A 20,674-nucleotide genomic window follows, 5' to 3' on the forward strand; every position below is an offset into this window, starting at 1 on the left:
ATGAATGGCGGACAGATTGGTAATGTAGATTTAGTAAAACAGCTTAACAGCGCTGCGGTATACAGGCTGATTGACCAACAAGGTCCAATTTCCCGTATTCAAGTCGCGGATGTTAGTCAGCTCGCCCCAGCGAGTGTTACCAAAATAACCCGCCAACTTTTAGAGCGCGGCTTAATTAAAGAGGTCGCGCAACAAGCATCTACTGGTGGTCGCCGAGCGATATCGTTGACCACTGAGGTAAAACCCTTCCACTCTATCGCTGTGCGATTAGGCCGAGACTACGTGCAATTTAGTTTGTACGATCTAGGTGGCACGGCGTTGGCAGAAGACCAACACGAACTTCACTACACCAATCAGGCTGACTTGATCGCTGGTTTGATTGATCTGTTGAAAGACTTCGTAAATCGCTGCCAAGACAAAATCGACCAACTTATTGCTATCGGCATCACCCTACCTGGCTTGGTAAACCCAACTACAGGTGTTGTTGAATACATGCCAAACACAGATATCGATAACTTAGCGCTTGGCGAAATCATCCGTGAGAAGTTCAATACTGCGTGTTTCGTTGGTAACGACGTACGTGGTATGGCTCTGGCTGAACACTACTTTGGTGCAAGCCAAGATTGCCAAGACTCAATTCTGGTAAGTGTTCACCGCGGTACTGGTGCGGGCATCATCGTAAATGGTCAAGTTTTCTTAGGCTTTAACCGCAACGTTGGTGAAATTGGCCACATCCAAATTGACCCACTCGGTGAGCAATGCCAATGCGGTAACTTTGGTTGCTTAGAGACCGTAGCGGCAAATCCAGCAATCATTCAACGTGTGAAAAAACTGATTGCACAAGGTTACGAATCTAGTTTAACTCAGCTTGAACACATCACGATTGAAGATGTTTGTAACCACGCAATGAATGGTGATGAACTGGCGAAACAAAGTCTGGTTCGTGTGGGTAATCAACTTGGTAAAGCGATTGCAATTACCATCAACTTATTCAACCCACAAAAAATTGTCATTGCTGGTGACATTACTGCCGCTGAAGAAATTGTTTTCCCAGCGATTCAGCGAAACGTAGAAAACCAATCGTTGAAGACCTTCCATAACGAACTTCCGATTGTTGCTTCTCATATTGATAAACACCCAACAATGGGCGCATTTGCGATGATTAAGCGCGCCATGTTGAACGGAGTTTTGTTACAAAAGTTACTAGAAGACTAAGTTTATACAACCAATTGAGTTACAATCTCGGGCTGTGATTTCACAGCCCGTTTTTGTATATCAGGAATATAGCTCAACAGTATGGAAATTATTCTAATTACAACGGCCTTCATCGCCGGTTTTATTGCGCTCAAATGCCACCTCCCTCCATTGGTTGGCTTTCTGCTTGCTGGCTTTGGCTTGCACGCGTTTGGTTACCAAAGTAACGACGTCATTGTTACCCTTGCAGATCTTGGTGTTACGCTTCTTCTCTTTACAATTGGCTTAAAGCTAGATGTCAAAACCCTACTCTCTAAAGAAATTTGGGGAGGAGCCACGGCGCACAACGTTCTTTCAACTCTTTTCTTTGCGCTTGTTCTTATTGGATTAAAACTGCTCGGCTTATCCTCATTGACAAGCATGGATAGCACGCAAATTCTACTTCTCGCTTTTGCTTTGTCATTTTCCAGTACTGTATTTGCCGTTAAGACACTACAAGAAAAAGGTGAGATGAACGCGACCTACGGGACCCTAGCTATTGGTATTCTGGTTATGCAGGATATTTTTGCCGTGGTTTTCCTTACCGCTTCAACAGGTAAAATTCCGGAGTGGTATGCGATAGGTTTGTTTGCATTGCCCCTTCTTCGTCCATTGTTCTATAAACTCTTAGACAGGGTAGGCCATGGCGAGATGCTGGTTCTCTTCGGTATCTTCTTTGCGTTAGTCGTTGGCGCGGGCCTATTTGAGCTTGTAGGTATGAAGCCTGACCTCGGTGCTCTCATCCTCGGCATGCTATTGGCAGGACACCGCAAAGCATCTGAACTGTCTAAATCTCTCTTTAATATGAAAGAGCTATTCTTAGTCTGCTTCTTCTTGAATATTGGTTTGTCGGCATCTCTGAGCTTCACAGGTATTGGTTTGGCACTGCTGTTTATTCTACTACTGCCAATTAAAGGTCTGCTTTACTTCCTGACCATCAACTATTTCAAATTCCGCGTACGCACCTCACTGCTGACATCACTATCATTATTCAACTACAGCGAATTTGGTTTGATCGTCGGTGGATTGGCCTACAAAATGGGTTGGATGCCAAGTGATATGCTTGCTGCGATTGCAGTTGCCGTCTCCATTTCTTTCATTATCTCAGCACCATTGAACCGCTTGGGTCACCAGATCTACCAACATTCTGGGAAATGGCTACAAGAAACAGCAGCAGAAAAGCTCAATCAACGCGACAAACTTATCAACCCTGGTCATGCTCAAGTCCTGATTTTAGGTATGGGCCGAATTGGCACTGGTGCGTACGATGAGTTGCGTTCTCGCTATGGCAAGATTTCTCTTGGTGTAGAAGTCCGTGAAGAAGCAGCGCATAAACACCGTTCTGAAGGACGCAATGTAATTTCTGGCGACGCGACCGACCCCGATTTCTGGGAACGTATTTTAGACACTGCCAATGTAAAGTTGGTCTTACTGGCGATGCCACATCACCAAGGTAACCAAACCGCATTGGAGCAACTACAAAGCCGCAAATATAAAGGCCAAATTGCAGCAATTGCTGAATATCCCGATCAGCTAGAAGGATTACTAGAAAGTGGTGTTGATGCGGCGCTGAACATTTATAGTGAAGCCGGTAGCGGTTTTGCGCGTCATGTTTGCGAGCAACTTCAACCTCAGTTCACCCCGATGAAATAAGCATCAAAAACAATATTTTTATTGAGCCCTCTAACAATAAGAGGGCTTTTTTGTGTGTTTTTTATACCAAACCTTAATCTCATTCATCAAAACAAGACTTATTTTAAACACCATCTAATAGACAAGCCTTTTTATCATTTTTTTAATCATAAAACGTTGCTTTTTTTACTCAGAATGGCAAATTGAAGCCATACCGATTAAAAATTGTTTAGTTTAAAAAGGATGTTGTATGTGTTCAGTATTTGGCATTTTAGACATTAAGAGTGATGCAGCAGCATTACGCCCTATCGCACTTGAGATGTCGAAAAAGCTTCGTCATCGCGGTCCAGACTGGTCTGGTATCTACTCATCAGAACGCGCAATTCTTGCGCATGAGCGTCTAGCGATCGTTGGTCTAAATAGTGGTGCTCAACCACTGTACAGCCCAGACAAAAAACTCATCCTTGCCGTAAACGGTGAAATCTACAACCACAAAGAAATTCGTGCTCGCTACGAAGGCAAATACGAATTCCAAACCGATTCAGATTGCGAAGTCATCCTAGCGCTATACCAAGACATGGGGGCTGATCTTCTAGAAGAACTAAACGGTATTTTCGCATTCGTACTATACGATGAGGAAAAAGATGTATACCTAGTTGGTCGTGACCATATTGGTATCATCCCGCTGTACCAAGGTTATGACGAGCACGGCAACTACTATGTCGCATCAGAAATGAAAGCACTTGTGCCAGTTTGTAAGACCGTAAGTGAATTCCCTCCTGGTTGTCACTACAGCAGTGCGGATACTGAACCACAACGTTACTACACTCGTGACTGGAATGAATACGCAGCCGTACAAGGTAACAGCACAAGCAAAGAAGAACTAACAGAAGCACTAGAGGCAGCAGTGAAACGTCAGTTAATGACAGACGTGCCTTATGGTGTGCTTCTTTCTGGAGGCCTAGATTCTTCTATTACGTCTGCGGTAGCAAAACGCTTTGCTGCGATGCGTATCGAGGACGACGGAAAATCGGAAGCTTGGTGGCCACAACTGCACTCTTTCGCGGTCGGCCTAGAAGGCGCGCCTGATCTGAAAGCCGCTCGTGAAGTTGCTGACCAAATTGGTACTGTTCACCACGAAATGACGTACACCATCCAAGAAGGTTTGGATGCCATTCGTGACGTGATTTACCACATTGAGACGTATGACGTAACAACGATTCGCGCTTCAACGCCAATGTTCCTTATGGGTCGTAAGATCAAAGCCATGGGCATCAAGATGGTGCTATCCGGTGAAGGGGCAGATGAAATCTTTGGTGGTTACTTGTACTTCCACAAAGCACCAAACGCACAAGAGTTTCACGAAGAAACGGTACGTAAACTGCTTGCGCTGAATATGTTCGACTGTGCACGTGCAAACAAATCGCTGGCGGCATGGGGTGTCGAAGGCCGTGTTCCATTCCTAGATAAAGAATTTATTGACGTTGCAATGCGCCTGAACCCAGCAGACAAGATGTGTGGCAACGGTAAAATGGAAAAACACATTCTACGTGAGTGTTTCGAGCACTACCTACCGGAGTCGATTGCATGGCGTCAAAAAGAACAGTTTTCTGATGGTGTAGGCTACAGCTGGATCGATACTCTAAAAGAAGTGGCTGAGCAGAAAGTGACTGACCAGCAAATGGAAACAGCGCAGTTCCGTTTCCCTTACAACACACCAACCACAAAAGAAGGTTATGTGTACCGCGAGATCTTTGAAGAGCTGTTCCCGCTACCTTCTGCAGCTGAATGTGTTCCTGGAGGCCCTTCAGTAGCGTGTTCTTCAGCGAAAGCGATTGAATGGGATGAGTCTTTCCAAAACTGTGTAGACCCATCAGGACGCGCTGTGCAAGCCGTTCATAACGACGCATATTGATTCTAAGGTAGGGCTGGCTCCACCAGCTGCCTTTCAGTCTTTAGGCACAAAGATCAAAAAGAGGTGCAAAAGCACCTCTTTTTTTATACCAGAATGACTGTTGGTTATTTTAAATCGAGATCATTATTGTCTATGCTTACCGGCACTCGCTTAGTGATCATCTGCACTAACATGATTGAGCGCTTCTCACCATCTTGCTCTTGGAAGATGGCATCTATACCCGCAAACTGCCCGCTTTTAACTCGAACCTCATCACCAGGCTGTGGCATACATTCAGAATCAGAATGATCGTCTGTGCAGGTTTCCAGCTGTTTAAGCTCAAAAACCAGATCACCTTGGATTTCTTTAGGCTGCGCACCAAAGCGCACAAAATCCACAACACCACGTGTAGAACGTACTGAGGTGAAATTAGGGCCTTTTTCATAATCAAATCGAGCAAATACATAACACGGGAACAACGGTTCTTCGACTTTCTGTCGCTTACCCCGTAAGATCTTTTCGACCTCAACAGTTGGGTAAAAACATTCTACACCCTGATTTTCTAGGTGCTGTTTTGCCCTAACTTGTTCTCCACGTTTACAATAAAGTAAATACCAACGTTTCATTTTTTTACTAGCCAATTATATTTTTCTCTCATCCTAGCATTAAGCCCAAGATGAGTCATGGATATTCAAGTAACCTATTAATAAGCCACTTTATATTGCACATACAACTTACACCTTTTCATCAGCTTAAGAAAATAAGTCTATAGGCAAAAATGAAAAGTAAGTTTGTAACACGACCAAATCACCGACAAAAACCCCGCCATTTCAACACTAAGCAGTCGTTTCATAAGGTAAATGAATCGTCACATAAAATTTTATTGTTTGTCAGACATAAAATTGCCATGTATACGTAGATTTCGTTAAAAAATGTAATAACTACTATTAGAAGAGCTTATGTCAAACCAACATCAATACTTTGGTCACCCACGTGGCTTGTTCTTATTGTTCGGTACAGAACTATGGGAACGCTTTTCTTACTACGCAATGCGCGCCATTCTAGTACTTTATCTTACTGACACAACCATGAACGGTGGCCTTGGCTGGTCGACTAAAGATGCCCTAGACCTTTACGGCATCTATACTGGACTTGTCTACATCACCCCGCTTATTGGTGGCTACCTTGCGGATAACTATCTAGGCCAACGCCGTTCGATCCTCATTGGCGGTGCATTAATGGCTATCGGCCAATTTACGCTAGCAATGCCAGCTGATGCGCTAGGTCTTGGCTCTCTACACACTTTCTACCTAGGTCTTGCTCTGCTTATTTGTGGTAACGGTCTATTTAAGCCAAACATCTCAACAATGGTTGGTGACCTTTACAACGAAGGTGATAACCGTCGTGACGGCGCATTCACTATCTTCTACATGGGTATTAACCTAGGTGCACTACTTGCAGGCGTGGTATCTGGCTCAGTAACCAATGAATTTGGTTGGAAAGCCGGTTTCGTTGCCGCTGGTGTTGGTATGATTGTCAGCCTTGTGATGCAAATGACTATGGCTCAATCTTGGTTAGGTGATATTGGCCGTGTACCAGCAGCAAAACGTGACCTAGCGATTAAAAAATCTGCGAAGAAAGAGCCTCTAACCAAAGAAGAAGTAGACCGAATCAAAGTTATCCTTGTGATGAGCTTGTTTACTATCGTTTTCTGGGCGGGCTTCGAGCAAGCTGGCGGTCTAATGAACATCTACACGCAACAATACACAGATCGTATGATCGGTGGCTTTGAAGTTCCTGCTGCGTGGTTCCAATCACTGAACCCATTCTTCATTATTACTCTTGCACCTGTATTAGCCGTTTTATGGGTGAAATTGGGTAAACGTGAGCCTAACTCGCCAATGAAGTTTGCCTTCGCAATGTTCTTCCTAGCACTAGGCTTCCTATGTATGGTTGGTGCCGTTATGGAGCAAGGTGGTGATACTGCGGTTAAAACATCAATGCTATGGCTAGTAGGTGCGTTCTTCTTCCATACGTTGGGTGAACTGTGCCTATCTCCTATTGGTCTATCTCTAGTAACTAAGCTAGCTCCGCTACGTCTTGCATCACTTATGATGGGTGCATGGTTTGGCTGTAACGCGATCGCAAACTACGTTGCAGGTTATGTTGGTTCTCACGTTGGTGAGCTAGGTGCACTAGCAATCTTCAGTGGTATTGCAGTAACAGCGACTATCTCTGGTGTAATTCTACTGTTGTTCTCTAACACGCTAGTTCGTTGGATGCACGGTGCAGAAAATACACACAGCACAGCAGAACAAATTGAAGAGCAACAAACTCAAGTTGCTTAATATAAAGTACAAATAAAACAAAGGGTCGCAATCGCGACCCTTTTTGTTCTCAGTAAACAAAACAGAAGTTCGGAGACTTGAAAGATTAAAGCTTAGAACGCACCAAATCGACCATCATATCAATGTGCATATCATTATCGTTCAAACAAGGGATGTAGCTAAAGCTCTCCCCGCCTGCTTCAAGGTAAATCTCACGGCACTCTTCTGAAATCTCTTCCAACGTTTCCAAACAATCTGACGAGAACGCAGGCGTTAGAATGCTTAACTTCTTCTTACCTTGGCTTGGCAATACTTCTAACGTTTTGTCGGTGTAAGGTTGTAACCACTCTTCACGGCCAAATCGAGACTGGTACGTCATACCGAACTGGTCATCAGTTAACCCTAACGCTTCACCGAGTAATCGCGTCGTTTCTTCACAATGTTTAGGGTAGATATCACCATTGTCGGCATAACGCTTTGGAATACCATGGTAAGAACACAGCAAGTAATCCCCTTTCCCATGCTCTTCCCAATGTTCACGTACTGATTGCGCCAATGCTGCGATGTACTTAGGGTGGTTGTGATAATCACGAATAAAGCTAAATTCTGGCATCACTGGCATTTTTTTGAACGCTTTCGTCATTCCATCAGAGACTGCAGCTGTCGTCGTCCCCGAATACTGCGGATATAGCGGCAACACGATCACTTCTTCGACACCTTGCGCTTGCAGGGCTTCAAAACCACTTAGAAGGCTTGGGGTACCATAAGTCATTCCCAATTCCACAGGCATGTCTAACGCGACTGCGAGCTTCTCTGCTTGTCGCTTGGAGTACACCATCAAAGGCGAGCCTTCTTCCATCCATACAGATTGGTAGAGTTTCGCAACTTTCGGCGCGCGTACTGGCAAAATAATACCGTGAAGTATTGGACACCACAGCCAACGAGTCATATCGACAACACGGTGATCATGAAGGAACTGACTGAGAAAACGCTTTACTGCTGGTGCGGTCGGCTCATCGGGAGTGCCAAGGTTAACCAGTAACACGCCTTGTTTATTATTGTTTTTCATAACATCCTATTCATGGTAAACGGCGTTGTTTGTACGATGAGTATAAGAAATTGGTTCACCGTGCTCACAAGCTGAATAAAAAAAGCGACCCTAAGGTCGCTTTTAAATATATCAAAATATTAAATTTTGCCGCTAGCAAATTATGCTAGTGCTTTCTCAATATCTGCACTTACTTCTGCAACTTGCTTAGTACCGTCAAACTTAAGGTACTTAGTGTTACCCGCTTCTGCTTCTTTACCGTAGTACTCGATAAGTGGTGCAGTTTGCTCATGGTAAACACCTAGACGTGCGCGTACTGTTTCTTCTTTGTCGTCATCACGAACAACAAGATCTTCGCCAGTTACGTCATCTTTACCTTCCACTTTTGGTGGGTTGTAAACAACGTGGTAAGTACGACCTGATGGAAGGTGTGCACGACGACCAGCCATACGCTCAACGATTACGCTGTCAGCTACGTCGAATTCGATTACGTAATCGACATCAACACCCATTGCTTTTAGACCATCAGCTTGAGGGATAGTACGAGGGAAACCATCTAGTAGGAAACCTTTCGCGCAATCGTCTTGAGCAATACGCTCTTTGATAAGGCCAAGGATGATTTCATCAGAAACTAGCTGACCAGCGTCGATAACAGCTTTAGCTTGTTTGCCAAGCTCTGTACCTGCTTTGATAGCAGCACGAAGCATATCACCAGTAGAGATTTGTGGAATACCGTATTTATCCATGATGAAGTTTGCTTGTGTGCCTTTACCAGCACCTGGAGCACCTAGAAGAATGATGCGCATGATTTATCCTCTTTAATATTTAAGATTTATACCGAAGCTCACAATAGCTGGCTTCTTGGGCCGCAACCCGTCGAGGCAGTCGCAACGATAAGTTTCGGTATAACGTTTAGGCGAGCCAAAATACACGCCTTATTACTCACATTCAAGTTCGAGATTCTAACACAGGTTCACTAAGCAATGAGCAGATTAAGACTAAAGAATGTTAGCAATGCCTGCTTTCCTGCCTTATTGATTACTAACTCAACACATAAAGTGTGAATCTATGCGTTTACAAACAAAAAGCCCGCATATTGCGAGCTTTTTGCTGATATTAGGCTATTAAACCTTAGTCAAAAGCTTGTTGATGGCACCAACAAATTGCGTAGGGTCTTCCATCGAACCTCGTTCAGCCAGCATCGCTTGGCCCAACAACACTTCCACCCAGCGACCAAATGCTTCTTCATCGGCTTCATCTGCCATACGCTTAACAAGCGCGTGCTCTGGGTTGATTTCGAAGATGTACTTCACCTCTGGTACCGCTTGACCGGCCGCTTCAAGAAGCTTCGCCATCTGTGTGCCCATTTCGAAATCGTCAGTCACGACAACTGCAGGCGTAGTGGCAAGTTTGAAAGTCGTACGAACTTCCTTCACACGATCACCAAGGTAAGACTGAGTTCGCTCAACTACCGACTTAAACTCTTCTTCGGTTTCTTTCTGTTTTTCTTTTTCTGCTTCGTCTTCAAACTTGCTCAGATCGAGACCCGCTTTGGTAATCGATTGGAATTGCTTACCATCAAATTCGGTTAGATAGTTCATCAGCCACTCATCGATGCGGTCAAACATCAAGACAACTTCAATCCCTTTCGCTTTGAACTGCTCCAGGTGTGGGCTGTTTTTCGCGGCTGCGTAGCTGTCTGCGGTTAGGTAGTAGATCTTGTCTTGGCCTTCTTTCATACGCTCGATATAAGAAGCTAAACCCACCGTTTGTTCTGCTGAATCTTGCTCAGTTGAGGCAAAACGCAGTAGACCGGCAACTTTTTCTTTGTTTGCCATGTCTTCCGCAACGCCTTCTTTCATCACGAGACCAAACTCTTTCCAGAATGATTGGTATTTTTCATCATCATTTTTCGCCATACGCTCAAGCATGGTTAGCACGCGCTTAGTACAAGCGTTACGTAGAGATTGAGTGACCTTGTTGTCTTGCAGAATTTCACGAGAAACGTTTAATGGAAGATCATTTGAGTCAATCAAACCACGGATGAAACGCAAGTAAGATGGCATAAACTGCTCAGCATCATCCATGATGAATACACGCTGCACGTACAACTTTAGACCCGACTTGTGGTCGCGGTTCATCATATCCCATGGCGCTTTTGCTGGAATGTAAAGCAGACTGGTATAATCGTTCTTACCTTCTACACGGTTATGACTCCACGTAAGCGGATCGGCGAAATCGTTAGAAACGTGTTTGTAAAACTCTTGATACTCTTCTTCAGAGATATCCGATTTGCTACGGGTCCAAAGTGCCTGAGCTTTGTTGATTTGCTCCCACTTCTTCTCACCCGTTTCATTACCTTCGTCATCACGAACAGTGGTTTGAATTGCAACTGGAATACCAATGTGATCAGAGTATTTACTGATGACATCACGCAGACGCCATTCATTTAGGAATTCTTTACCTTCTTCACGCATATGAAGAACAATATCGGTACCACGAGAGTCTTTCGTAATGGTTTCAATGGTGTACTCACCTTCACCCGCAGATTGCCATTGAACCGCTTCGTCAGCAGCAGTACCCGCAGCACGAGTGCGCACAGTCACCGCATCAGAAACGATGAACGCGGAATAAAAGCCAACACCAAACTGACCGATCAGTTGTGAGTCTTTACTTTGATCATCAGACAGCTTGGAAAAGAATTCTGCCGTGCCAGATTTCGCGATAGTACCTAAGTGCTCAATCACGTCGTCACGCGTCATGCCGATGCCGTTATCAGAGATCGTAAGTGTGTTAGCCTTTTCGTCAAACGCAAGCTTCACACCGAGGTCAGCGTTACCCTCATATAAATCTGGGTTAGACAGCGCTTGGAAGCGTAATTTATCTGATGCATCAGATGCATTTGAGATCAACTCGCGCAGGAAAATCTCTTTGTTTGAATAAAGAGAATGGATCATCAGATGAAGTAACTGTTTTACTTCTGATTGAAAGCCACGAGTTTCTTTGTTTGGGGATACTGTGTCGCTCATGTTTGCTCCATAACATCTAAACTAAAAAGACTTTAATGACAAAGCCCTAACCGCTACCTTATAAAAGCAGCTTTACTACGATGTCATTTAACATGTGGCTGACAAATGTAAATTCAAGGTCAATATTGCTAAAAACGGTGTTTTTTTAGAAAATTTTAATTATCCTACTTGTCTAAAAGCATCTAAAACGAGCACACGCCCTTTTGCGCACGCCCTTTTTTGTGACGCAAATCACCATTATTTCAGAATCATCCATCTAAGAAGAACTAAATGACTAACATCGGCACCAAATTTCTGCTTGCTCAAAGATTTGTCTTTGACCCAAATAGTAATTCGCTCGCTGACCAACAAAGTGGCAACGAAGTTGTTCGATTAGGAAGCAACGAAAGCCGCATACTCCTGTTGTTGGTAGAGAGACCTAACGAAGTATTAACACGTAACGAGTTGCACGAGTTTGTTTGGCGCGAACAAGGCTTCGAGGTGGATGACTCAAGCTTAACTCAAGCAATTTCGACCCTGCGAAAAATGTTGAAGGATTCAACTAAATCGCCAGAATTCGTAAAAACCGTTCCTAAACGCGGTTATCAACTGATCTGTTCGGTCGAACGTTTAAGCCCATTGTCTTCTGATTCTCTGCCTGAACTTGATGAACAAGAGAGCGAGAACGAAGCTCCCGTTGTAGATCTCGAGCAATTCACAGAATCATCGACAGAGACAATTGCAGAAGCACCTGTTGAACTTGAAGCGTCATTAGAAACACCAAAAACTGAACCTGCACCTAAAGCAAATAACTGGATCGCACGTGTGCTGATTGTTGTTGCTTTACTATTGCCTGTTTGTGTATTGCTACTGACTAACCCTGCAGAGTCTCAATTCCGTCAGGTTGGTGAATACCATAACGTCCCTGTTATGACACCGATTAATCACCCACAATTGAACGATTGGTTGCCATCAATTGAGCAGTGCATCAAACGTTATGTGGAGCATCACGCGGAAGAATCTTCACCAGTCGAAGTTATCGCAACTGGCGGTCAGAATAATCAACTGATACTTAACTATATCCATGATAGCGACCATTCATACGAGAATGTGACGCTACGAATCTTCGCTGGTCGTAATGACCCAACAGACATCTGCAACTAGAAGGAGGCTGACATGAAGATTAAAATAGCATCTGCGGTTTTAGCCGTCTCGATCCTTTTTAGTGGCTGGCTGTACTGGGGCAGTGACCTAAAAGTAGAACAAGTACTGACAGCAAACGAATGGCAATCCACCATGGTCACACTGATCACTGATAACTTGCCAGACGACACTGTCGGACCACTACGCAAAGTCAATGTAGAGTCGAACGTGAAGTACTTACCAAACGGTGACTACATTCGTGTAGCCAATATTCGACTGTTTGCGCAAGACTCAACGGCGGAGTCAACCATCAACATTTCAGAAAAAGGTCGATGGGAAGTGAGCGACAATTACTTGCTCGTATCACCTGCTGAGTTCAAAGACATCTCGGCTTCTCAATCTAAAGATTTCTCCGAGTCGCAACTTCGCCTCATAACTCAAATCTTTAAGTTAGATGCAGAGCAGAGCCGTCGCATTGACGTCGTAAACGAAAAAACGTTGCTACTGACTAGCCTGAACCACGGTTCTACGGTACTGTTTAGAAACTGATTTTGATTCGATGAGAAGGGGGCAAGATGCCCCCTTTTATTTTGCACATGGATTGGCTAGATACCCTCACTCTCTTCTTTGGTTCCTTTATCGCAAATACCCTTGCTTCACTCTCTGGTGGTGGTGCGGGGTTGTTGCAGTTTCCCTTATTGATTTTTCTTGGCTTACCTTTCTCTGCTGCACTGGGAACACATAAAGTTGCGTCGGTCGCGCTTGGTCTAGGCGCTGCAAGTACGTATCTCAAAGCAGGCACGATAAAACCAAAAATCGCGCTTTACCTTATCTTGGTTGGCAGTATTGGCGTCGTGATTGGCGCAAACCTTATTGTGCAAATCCCTGATGGCGTTGCAGAGAAAATGCTTGGTGCCATGATCCTTGCTCTCGGTATCTACTCCCGTTTTAAAAAAGAATTAGGCCAAATCGAACTTGCAACACACCGAGACACATCAGGCTGGATCATTGGCGGATTAGGGTTAATGCTGATAGGCATCGTCAATGGCTCTTTGACTGCCGGTTCGGGGCTACTTGTGACTTTGTTCCTCGTACGCTGGTTTGGTTACGACTACAAACAAGCCGTTGCTTACACCATGATTTGTGTCGGTTTATTCTGGAACGGTATCGGTGGAGTTGCTGTCGTGCAAGCAGGCGCTCCAATTCATTGGGCTTGGCTGCCTGTGCTGCTATTGAGTTCATTTTTAGGTGGCAGTTTAGGGGCATGGGCGGCCACTCGGTACAGCAATCGCGTTATCAAAATAGCGTTTGAAATCCTCACCTTTGCAGTCGGCATCAAGCTGTTGCTTTAGTGTTTAAAGAAAGGAAATTAGAGATGGATAAAGCCATCATAGATATTTACTACTGTCGTCAGTGCAATTGGATGTTGCGCTCTACTTGGCTATCGCAAGAGTTGCTGCATACGTTCAGTGAAGAGATTGAAACCATCAGCTTGCATCCTGATACAGGTGGTCGCTTTGAGATTTTTTGCAACGGTACCCAAATTTGGGAACGTAAGAAAGATGGAGGCTTCCCTGAAGCCAAAGTGCTAAAACAACGCGTAAGAGACATTATCGATCCAGAACGCGATTTAGGTCATTCAGATACAAAATAGGGAGCCACTGGCTCCCTTGCTTCTTTATCCAATTAACGATTTATTCGATCATTAAATCGTGGTCTGAGCTAGCACTTCACCTTCTGGAGTTTGTACCGTCAGTGTGTTGCCTTCCATCAAACCATAGCTACGTGACAAGCCATTTCTTGGAAACGTCATTGATCCCGGATTAAAAATGATCGCACCTTCTTGCATCTCTGCCACTGGAACATGAGTATGCCCATGAGCAATGATGTCGCCCTCACGCAATGGCGGGCGTTTTGTGCTGTTGTATAAATGACCATGAGTGAGGAACATACGCTTACCCGACTCCAATAGCAGCCATGCGTATTCCGTCATCATTGGGAAGTTCAACAGCATTTGGTCAACTTCACTGTCACAATTACCACGAACAGAGATGATCTGCTCACTGTATTGGTTAAGTAACTCTGCGACTTGTGGCGGGTTGTAACCTTCTGGGATTGGATTTCTTGGCCCGTGGTTTAACGTATCACCCAATAAGATGAGATGGTCAGCACCAGAGGCCAGATACAGTTCAATCGTTTCTTCTGTTGCCGGCAAAGAGCCGTGCAAGTCTGAGGCAAAAAATAGTTTCACGACATCGTCTCCTCAAAATGTATGAGGGTATTCTACGTCATTCTTATAGAAGCTCAACCAAAGGACAAAACTAGTGGTTACGAAGCATTTCAACCAGCATTGGCACCAAATAGAACCAAGCAAAATAGCCAGCGCCCACAAGGACTACAGCCCAAAATATCATCGATAGAAACTTAGATTTGGCTAAGTGGTTTAATGGGTCTGGCTCTCCACACCCTGGACAGGTATGAGCTCGTTTTGATATTTGTTTCTCACACACAGGGCAAGCTACTAGCGGCATGACATGACATCCTCAATTATTTCTTTAATTCTCAAAGAATAAGCCTCAGCTTACGGATATGCAATGGCACAAATAAGCAATTGTTCATTGGTTTGCTAATTGTCGCTGACCTGAGAAACCCCGTAAATCAAACTGTGCTTGAGCTATCAAGACAAGTGCGATTAAATCTCTTCTTTCGCCATGCCATTAATCACTATGTTGTTGTAACTCACCATGCCGATGACTTCGCCGTTTTCGATCACTGGCGCACGGCTAATACCAAACCTCTCGAACAGACGCGCGCAATATTTGACGTTCATATTTGGGTCAACCGTTAAAGCAGGCTTGGTCATGATCTCATAAATATTGGTGCGTTGTGGAGAACGGTTTTTTGCCAGTACTTTTTTAGCAATATCGTTCATTAAAACAATGCCGTATTCATCATCGCTATCACGCTTGTTTACCACCAGCGCTTTGACTTCATTCCTTCTCGCCAACGTAATTCCTTCATGAACCGTGATTAACCCATCCACAATGATATAGGTTGCTGCCATTACATCTCTGACTCGAATTAACTCATGATTACTCATAATTCGTCCTCTACCACTTTGGTCAGTTTCTCCACTTGGTGCGCGACGCCAACTGCATCCTCGACATCAATTTGTACGGCAATGCCTTGGCCTGACTCTTGGTCGAACTCCCCGACCTCACTGATTGTCTCTAGTATGTGTCTGGATAAATGCTCTTCAACAACAAACAACAACACGTCTTTTTGCACTTCTAAAGTCAACCCAAAGAAGGTGCGTTTTTGGTTTAAACCTTGCCCTCGTGCGTTGTTAATCACCGTAGCACCCGTTGCCCCTGCATCACGAGCCGCATCCAGCACTTTGTCGGTCTTGCTATCCTCTACAAAGGCCAGTATTAGTTTAAAGCGCATTCTCTTTTTCCTCCGCAGTCTCTTTGTTTAACCACTGGGTGATCTGGGCGTAACCCATTACGGAAATCATTGGGAATAGGCTAGCAAAAGCAATTAAGCCAAAGCCATCAATCATGGGGTTTCGCCCCGGAACTGTCGATGCCAGCCCCAATCCAAGTGCCGTAACCAAAGGCACTGTGACCGTAGACGTCGTCACGCCGCCCGAATCGTACGCCAAAGGAACTATTAGCTTTGGCGCGTAAAAGGTTTGAATCACCACCACGATGTAACCTGCAATGATGTAATAATGAATCGGATCGCCCACTACGATTCGGTAACTGCCCAACGCAATGCCAACCGCGACACCTAAAGCAACAGCAACACGTAACCCGTTCACACTGATGCTGCCACCAGACACTTGATTGGCTTTAATGGCGACCGCGATAAGAGAAGGCTCCGCTATGGTGGTACTAAAACCGATAAAGAAAGCGAAGATGTACACCCAGTAATAATCAACCCAACTCAAGGCTTGGCCGATTGAGACTTTAAACTCCAGCAAGAAAGCGGGTGCAGTCAATTGAGTCGCCATGGTTTCACCAAGTGGAAACAGCGCCATTTCCAAACCAAGCAAAAATAACGATAACCCTAAAATAACGTAACCAAAGCCAAGTATTACTTTGGGTAAGTTTGAAACTGGACGACGCAGCACTGCCAACTGAAAGCCAAAGATAATTGTCGCGATAGGAGCCACATCAGTGATGGTTGAGATAAAAGTATCGATGAAATGCGCAAAGGAAATCATGCCACCACCATCCCATACACCATCACAAACATCATTGGTAGCAAAGAGGCAAAAGCGATCAAACCAAAGCCATCTATCATGGGATTGCGTCCTTTGATCGCCGACGCGAGCCCAACCCCAAGAGCGGTCACCAAAGGCACTGTGATGGTAGAAGTTGTCACACCGCCAGAGTCGTAAGCGACACCAATGATCGACTCAGGTGCAAATCCCGTCAGTATCACAACGCCGATGTAGCCTCCGATGATCATGTACTGAATCGGCCAGCCCTTTAGAATTCGCAGCACACCCAAAACAATCGCCACGCCAACCGACAATGCGACAGTTAAACGCAACCCATCCGCATATTCTTCCATCGACTGTTCGGTATTGGCGATCATGCCGCCTTCAGCAGCGACCTCCGAGGCTTCTTCTGCAACCGCCGTTAAAGCGGGCTCAGCAATGGTCGTCCCAAAACCTAAACAGAATGCGAATATTAGTAGCCAAAACACGCTGCCTTTGTTAGCAAAAGCTTGCGCCATGTTTTCACCAATCGGGAATAACCCAAGCTCCAGACCAAAGATAAAGAAGGTCAGGCCGAGAATAACCAGAAGAAGACCAAATAAGATTGAAACAAGGTTCGGAAGTGGCTCTTGGAGCACAACGATCTGGAAGAAGGTGATAACAATAATGATAGGCAATAGGTCACGAGCACTGCTGAGTAAGGCTCGAAACAGAGCAACAAATGCTTCCATACACACCTCCTACCCTAGTGTCATCTTCCTTTAAAATCAGCATGACACAGTTTCTCGTGACTAAGTGTGAGCGGCACTCGATGATTGATAACATTTTGTTACATTTGTTCGAATTGTGAGCTTTACATCGCTTCACAACAAAACGCTTCTAACTTTTTAAGAGCTAACGATAAAATCGACATTGCAAATCATTGAAATGATCATGCTAGGCGGTTAACGACTATAATGTCTGAATAGTTTTACAATCAAAGGGATAACATGAAGATATTACTGACCGGTGGTACGGGCTTTATTGGCTCTGAGTTACTTAAACTGCTTACCACGCATCAAGTCATGCTGCTTACTCGCAATCCAGAACAAGCGAAACAACGCCTACAGCATGCTGACGTCGGTAATATTGAATACCTAGACTCTTTTGATTCGATTGAAGATCTCAATGACGTCGATGCGGTGATTAACCTTGCAGGCGAGCCGATTGCAGATAAACGCTGGAGCAAAGAGCAGAAAGAGGTCATTTGCAACAGTCGGTGGAAAGTGACCGAACGGATCGTTGAATTGATTCACGCCAGTACCGAGCCACCAGCGGTATTTATTAGCGGCTCTGCGGTTGGCTATTACGGCGATCAACAAGACCACCCGTTTGATGAGTGCTTACACGTGAACAGCGACGCTTTCGCTCACTCTGTGTGCGCTCGTTGGGAGCAAATTGCCAAGCGTGCAGAATCTGACCAAACACGAGTGTGTTTAATTCGTACTGGTGTTGTCCTCGGTCAAAATGGAGGTGCATTGGCAAAAATGCTGATGCCCTACAAATTAGGCGTAGGTGGGCCGATGGGAAGCGGTAAACAGTACATGCCTTGGATTCATATTCTGGATATGGTTCGCGCTATCATGTACCTACTTGAAACCCCACATGCTCATGGTGAGTTCAACTTGTGTGCACCCCACCCTGTCAGCAACCGAATCTTTAGCGGCACACTGGCGAAAACCCTCAAGCGGCCGCATATCCTGTTCACACCTAAATGGGTGATGAACATGGCGATGGGAGAGTCATCGTGCTTACTGTTCGATAGCATTCGCGCTAAGCCTAAGAAACTTACCGAGCTTGGTTTCAAGTTCAGCTACTCAAGAGTTGAACCCGCACTCAAGAACTTGCTTCAAGACAGAAGTTGTTGAATCATAAGGCTCACTACCTCCTTTTGTGAGCCCCTTACTATGAAAAAGTCAGTTTTAATCACCGGATGCTCTACAGGCATCGGTTACGTGTGTGCCCATGCTTTACAAAAAGAGGGCTTTCACGTTATTGCCTCGTGTCGCAACGAGCAAGACGTTCAACGCTTAACCAGTGAAGGCTTAACCTGCATTCAGTTAGATCTTAATGATCCTCAAAGTATTTCTGCTGGAGTTTCAACAGCTCTGGAACTGGCCGAAGGGACACTCTATGCCGTGTTTAATAATGGCGCTTACGGACAACCTGGCGCATTAGAAGATCTACCGACAGAAGCACTTCAAGCGCAGTTTCAAACCAATTTTTTTGGCTGGCACCAACTGGTAAGAGAAGTATTGCCGCACATGCGCAAACAAGGTGAAGGGCGCATCATCCAAAACAGCTCTGTACTCGGCTTTGCCGCCATGAAGTATCGTGGCGCCTATAACGCCTCTAAGTTCGCACTCGAAGGCTGGACAGACACCCTACGTTTAGAATTGATGGACACCAACATCAAGGTAGCATTGATCGAACCAGGCCCGATAGAGACCCAGTTTAGACAGAATGCCTTAAAGGCGTTTGAGCAATGGATTGATGTAGAAAACAGCGCCCACAGAGCAGCTTACGAAGGACAAAAGCAGCGTTTGGATAACGACAAGTCGAACAATAAGTTTGTGCTTCCTGCTGAATCTTGTATTGAGCCCGTTCTTCACGCACTCACTAGTGATAAACCAAAAATTCGCTACCGAATCACGACGCCAACCAAAGTCTTTGCCGTTTTAAAGCGCCTATTGCCAACTCCTCTTCTTGATAAAATTTTGCGACGAGCAGCATAAAAATTTTTTATCACGATGTAATTTTACCGTAACAATGTGATGTCATTATGAGCATGTAGGTTAAGAAAGCCTCAATGTTCGAATCAATTTCTAGGTTAGTATCTTCATCCATCGAGCCTGAACCCGATGTGGATACTCACTTTAGATTTGGTATCGCCACCCTTTCTGTTTTGTATTTTCGCGAGACAATAATGACATTAAATCAGCTTAACTGGCTTAGTGTGGGTGTAGTGTTGACCATGTTCATCCTATTTTGATACCACACTCAGCACACCACTATAACGTCTAACAAGACTCCCTAAACCGTGCTGGACAAGCCAAATTTAATAGCACTTTCGCTTGCTATCAGGAATACGCTGCTTCGGCAGCGTTTTTCCTTTCTACCGCTTGAATTTCCCAAATATCAACTCCATATCTACAATCAACGACAAGAAACAAAAAGCAAGGATACTCTGATGCAATCCCCATTTATCGTTGAGTTAACAGAACAAAATTTCCGTGAAACGCTTGAAGGGTCAATGAACACGCCTGTATTGATCCACTTTTGGGCGAGCGCTCAACCAGAAAGCGCACAAGTGATTCCTGAATTACAAATGCTGACTCAGCAATACAACGGCGCATTTACCCTTGCTCTATTGAACTGTGAACAGCAACCTGCCCTTGCTTCTCAATTTGGCGTGCAAGTGCTACCGACCATCGCATTATTCATGAATGGTCAAGCTGTCGATGGTATGGGTGGCCCTCAGCCTATTGATGCGATTACAGCAATGCTGCAAAAGCATCTACCAAGCCAAGATGAGATGCAGTTGAAGCAAGCAAGTGAATTGCTCCAACAAGGTGAGCACGCTCAAGCATTAGCGATTCTTCAAACGCTATCGGAAGAGCTTCAAAACCGCGGCGACGTGAAACTGGCGATGGCAGATTGCTTGCTAGAAACCAAACAGTTTGAATTGGCACAAACGCTGTTAAGTGCGATTCCACTGGAATACCAAGACAACTACTACAAAGGTTTGATCGCGAAGTTAGACCTGCATCTTCAAGCAGCAGAAAGCCCAGAGCTTCAGCGTCTTGAACAAGAGCTAGCAGCAAACCCTGATAACATTGAATTGGCGTGTGAACTTGCCGTTCAGTACAACCAAGTGGGCCGCGATGAAGAAGCGTTAGAGCTACTTTGGAACATTCTTAAGACCAACCTAGGCGCACAAGATGGTGAAGTGAAGAAAGTCTTTATGGACATCTTGAGCGCGCTTGGCCAAGGCAACGCTCTGGCAAGTAAGTACCGCCGTCAACTTTACTCGATTTTGTACTAAGCGAATCGATTTAAAGCAGGACAGATCAAATAGAAAAGGCCGGAAAACTCCGGCCTTTGTTGTTTCTACCATTCCTA

The 20,674-nt window shown here is 44.9% G+C and carries 21 protein-coding genes; 11 read left to right on the forward strand and 10 right to left on the reverse strand.

Features of this window, described 5'->3' with window-relative positions:
• From nagC to asnB, 3 genes are all read left to right on the forward strand, one after another.
• Nucleotides 1-1,215 carry a DNA-binding transcriptional regulator NagC gene (nagC, locus tag C1S74_RS06635; protein WP_038865709.1) on the forward strand — a complete coding sequence of 405 codons (1,215 nt, stop codon included), beginning with the start codon at nucleotides 1-3 and terminating at the stop codon, nucleotides 1,213-1,215.
• 81 nt (nucleotides 1,216-1,296) lie between these two features.
• Nucleotides 1,297-2,886, forward strand: a complete 1,590-nt coding sequence (locus C1S74_RS06640; RefSeq protein WP_045399042.1) for a cation:proton antiporter family protein — start codon at nucleotides 1,297-1,299, stop codon at nucleotides 2,884-2,886.
• A 229-nt stretch (nucleotides 2,887-3,115) separates the two neighbouring features.
• Nucleotides 3,116-4,780 carry an asparagine synthase B gene (asnB, locus tag C1S74_RS06645; RefSeq protein WP_045399041.1) on the forward strand — a complete coding sequence of 555 codons (1,665 nt, stop codon included), beginning with the start codon at nucleotides 3,116-3,118 and terminating at the stop codon, nucleotides 4,778-4,780.
• Between the two features lie 104 nt (nucleotides 4,781-4,884).
• On the opposite strand, the gene rfaH is transcribed toward asnB, so the two are convergent.
• Nucleotides 4,885-5,385 carry a transcription/translation regulatory transformer protein RfaH gene (gene rfaH / locus C1S74_RS06650; RefSeq protein ID WP_038865712.1) on the reverse strand — a complete coding sequence of 167 codons (501 nt, stop codon included), beginning with the start codon at nucleotides 5,383-5,385 and terminating at the stop codon, nucleotides 4,885-4,887.
• Nucleotides 5,386-5,718: 333 nt separating this feature from the next.
• On the opposite strand from rfaH, the gene C1S74_RS06655 reads away from it, so the two are divergent.
• Nucleotides 5,719-7,107 carry a peptide MFS transporter gene (locus tag C1S74_RS06655; protein WP_038865713.1) on the forward strand — a complete coding sequence of 463 codons (1,389 nt, stop codon included), beginning with the start codon at nucleotides 5,719-5,721 and terminating at the stop codon, nucleotides 7,105-7,107.
• An 85-nt stretch (nucleotides 7,108-7,192) separates the two neighbouring features.
• Here C1S74_RS06655 and hemH read toward each other — a convergent pair whose 3' ends face one another.
• The 3 genes from hemH to htpG form a co-directional block, all read right to left on the reverse strand.
• Nucleotides 7,193-8,155, reverse strand: coding sequence for a ferrochelatase (gene hemH, locus C1S74_RS06660; RefSeq protein WP_045399038.1), 963 nt, complete (start codon nucleotides 8,153-8,155; stop codon nucleotides 7,193-7,195).
• Between the two features lie 140 nt (nucleotides 8,156-8,295).
• Nucleotides 8,296-8,940 (reverse strand): adenylate kinase, encoded by a 645-nt coding sequence (gene adk / locus C1S74_RS06665; protein ID WP_038865715.1) that lies wholly within the window; start codon nucleotides 8,938-8,940, stop codon nucleotides 8,296-8,298.
• 318 nt (nucleotides 8,941-9,258) lie between these two features.
• A complete protein-coding gene (gene htpG, locus C1S74_RS06670) occupies nucleotides 9,259-11,163 on the reverse strand; it encodes a molecular chaperone HtpG (protein WP_045399035.1) in 1,905 nt (634 codons plus the stop codon).
• Between the two features lie 270 nt (nucleotides 11,164-11,433).
• On the opposite strand from htpG, the gene C1S74_RS06675 reads away from it, so the two are divergent.
• Genes C1S74_RS06675 through C1S74_RS06690 form a run of 4 tightly spaced genes read left to right on the forward strand, consistent with a single transcriptional unit; the run spans nucleotide 11,434 to nucleotide 13,939 of the window.
• Entirely contained in the window at nucleotides 11,434-12,306 is an 873-nt protein-coding gene (locus tag C1S74_RS06675) for a winged helix-turn-helix domain-containing protein (protein WP_045399032.1), read from the forward strand.
• A 12-nt stretch (nucleotides 12,307-12,318) separates the two neighbouring features.
• Complete coding sequence (toxS, locus tag C1S74_RS06680; RefSeq protein WP_038865718.1) at nucleotides 12,319-12,834, forward strand: transmembrane regulator ToxS; 516 nt, start codon at nucleotides 12,319-12,321, stop codon at nucleotides 12,832-12,834.
• Between the two features lie 47 nt (nucleotides 12,835-12,881).
• Nucleotides 12,882-13,637, forward strand: a complete 756-nt coding sequence (locus tag C1S74_RS06685; protein ID WP_045399029.1) for a sulfite exporter TauE/SafE family protein — start codon at nucleotides 12,882-12,884, stop codon at nucleotides 13,635-13,637.
• A gap of 23 nt (nucleotides 13,638-13,660) precedes the next feature.
• Nucleotides 13,661-13,939: an Rdx family protein gene (locus C1S74_RS06690; protein ID WP_045399025.1), complete on the forward strand. Its 279-nt coding sequence runs from the start codon at nucleotides 13,661-13,663 to the stop codon at nucleotides 13,937-13,939.
• A gap of 51 nt (nucleotides 13,940-13,990) precedes the next feature.
• Here C1S74_RS06690 and yfcE read toward each other — a convergent pair whose 3' ends face one another.
• The 6 genes from yfcE to C1S74_RS06720 form a co-directional block, all read right to left on the reverse strand.
• Nucleotides 13,991-14,536 (reverse strand): phosphodiesterase, encoded by a 546-nt coding sequence (gene yfcE / locus C1S74_RS06695; protein ID WP_045399023.1) that lies wholly within the window; start codon nucleotides 14,534-14,536, stop codon nucleotides 13,991-13,993.
• 70 nt (nucleotides 14,537-14,606) lie between these two features.
• Nucleotides 14,607-14,816: a hypothetical protein gene (locus C1S74_RS26855; protein ID WP_009707229.1), complete on the reverse strand. Its 210-nt coding sequence runs from the start codon at nucleotides 14,814-14,816 to the stop codon at nucleotides 14,607-14,609.
• A gap of 161 nt (nucleotides 14,817-14,977) precedes the next feature.
• Nucleotides 14,978-15,385 carry a CBS domain-containing protein gene (locus tag C1S74_RS06705; RefSeq protein ID WP_045399020.1) on the reverse strand — a complete coding sequence of 136 codons (408 nt, stop codon included), beginning with the start codon at nucleotides 15,383-15,385 and terminating at the stop codon, nucleotides 14,978-14,980.
• Nucleotides 15,382-15,732 (reverse strand): P-II family nitrogen regulator, encoded by a 351-nt coding sequence (locus tag C1S74_RS06710; RefSeq protein WP_005436932.1) that lies wholly within the window; start codon nucleotides 15,730-15,732, stop codon nucleotides 15,382-15,384. The genes C1S74_RS06705 and C1S74_RS06710 overlap by 4 nt, the downstream gene beginning before the upstream one ends.
• Nucleotides 15,722-16,513 carry a DUF1538 domain-containing protein gene (locus C1S74_RS06715; protein WP_045399018.1) on the reverse strand — a complete coding sequence of 264 codons (792 nt, stop codon included), beginning with the start codon at nucleotides 16,511-16,513 and terminating at the stop codon, nucleotides 15,722-15,724. The genes C1S74_RS06710 and C1S74_RS06715 overlap by 11 nt, the downstream gene beginning before the upstream one ends.
• Nucleotides 16,510-17,244 (reverse strand): DUF1538 domain-containing protein, encoded by a 735-nt coding sequence (locus C1S74_RS06720; protein ID WP_045399015.1) that lies wholly within the window; start codon nucleotides 17,242-17,244, stop codon nucleotides 16,510-16,512. Before C1S74_RS06720 ends, C1S74_RS06715 begins: the two co-directional genes overlap by 4 nt.
• Before the next feature lie 258 nt (nucleotides 17,245-17,502).
• Between C1S74_RS06720 and C1S74_RS06725 the strand changes: the two genes are divergently transcribed.
• From C1S74_RS06725 to C1S74_RS06740, 3 genes are all read left to right on the forward strand, one after another.
• Nucleotides 17,503-18,420 (forward strand): TIGR01777 family oxidoreductase, encoded by a 918-nt coding sequence (locus C1S74_RS06725; protein WP_045399012.1) that lies wholly within the window; start codon nucleotides 17,503-17,505, stop codon nucleotides 18,418-18,420.
• Between the two features lie 39 nt (nucleotides 18,421-18,459).
• Nucleotides 18,460-19,287: an SDR family oxidoreductase gene (locus C1S74_RS06730; protein ID WP_045399009.1), complete on the forward strand. Its 828-nt coding sequence runs from the start codon at nucleotides 18,460-18,462 to the stop codon at nucleotides 19,285-19,287.
• 455 nt (nucleotides 19,288-19,742) lie between these two features.
• Nucleotides 19,743-20,597: a thioredoxin family protein gene (locus C1S74_RS06740; RefSeq protein WP_045399008.1), complete on the forward strand. Its 855-nt coding sequence runs from the start codon at nucleotides 19,743-19,745 to the stop codon at nucleotides 20,595-20,597.
• The last annotated feature ends 77 nt before the right edge of the window (nucleotides 20,598-20,674 follow it).

This window comes from Vibrio hyugaensis, assembly GCF_002906655.1.
In the GTDB taxonomy this organism is placed as follows: domain Bacteria; phylum Pseudomonadota; class Gammaproteobacteria; order Enterobacterales; family Vibrionaceae; genus Vibrio; species Vibrio hyugaensis.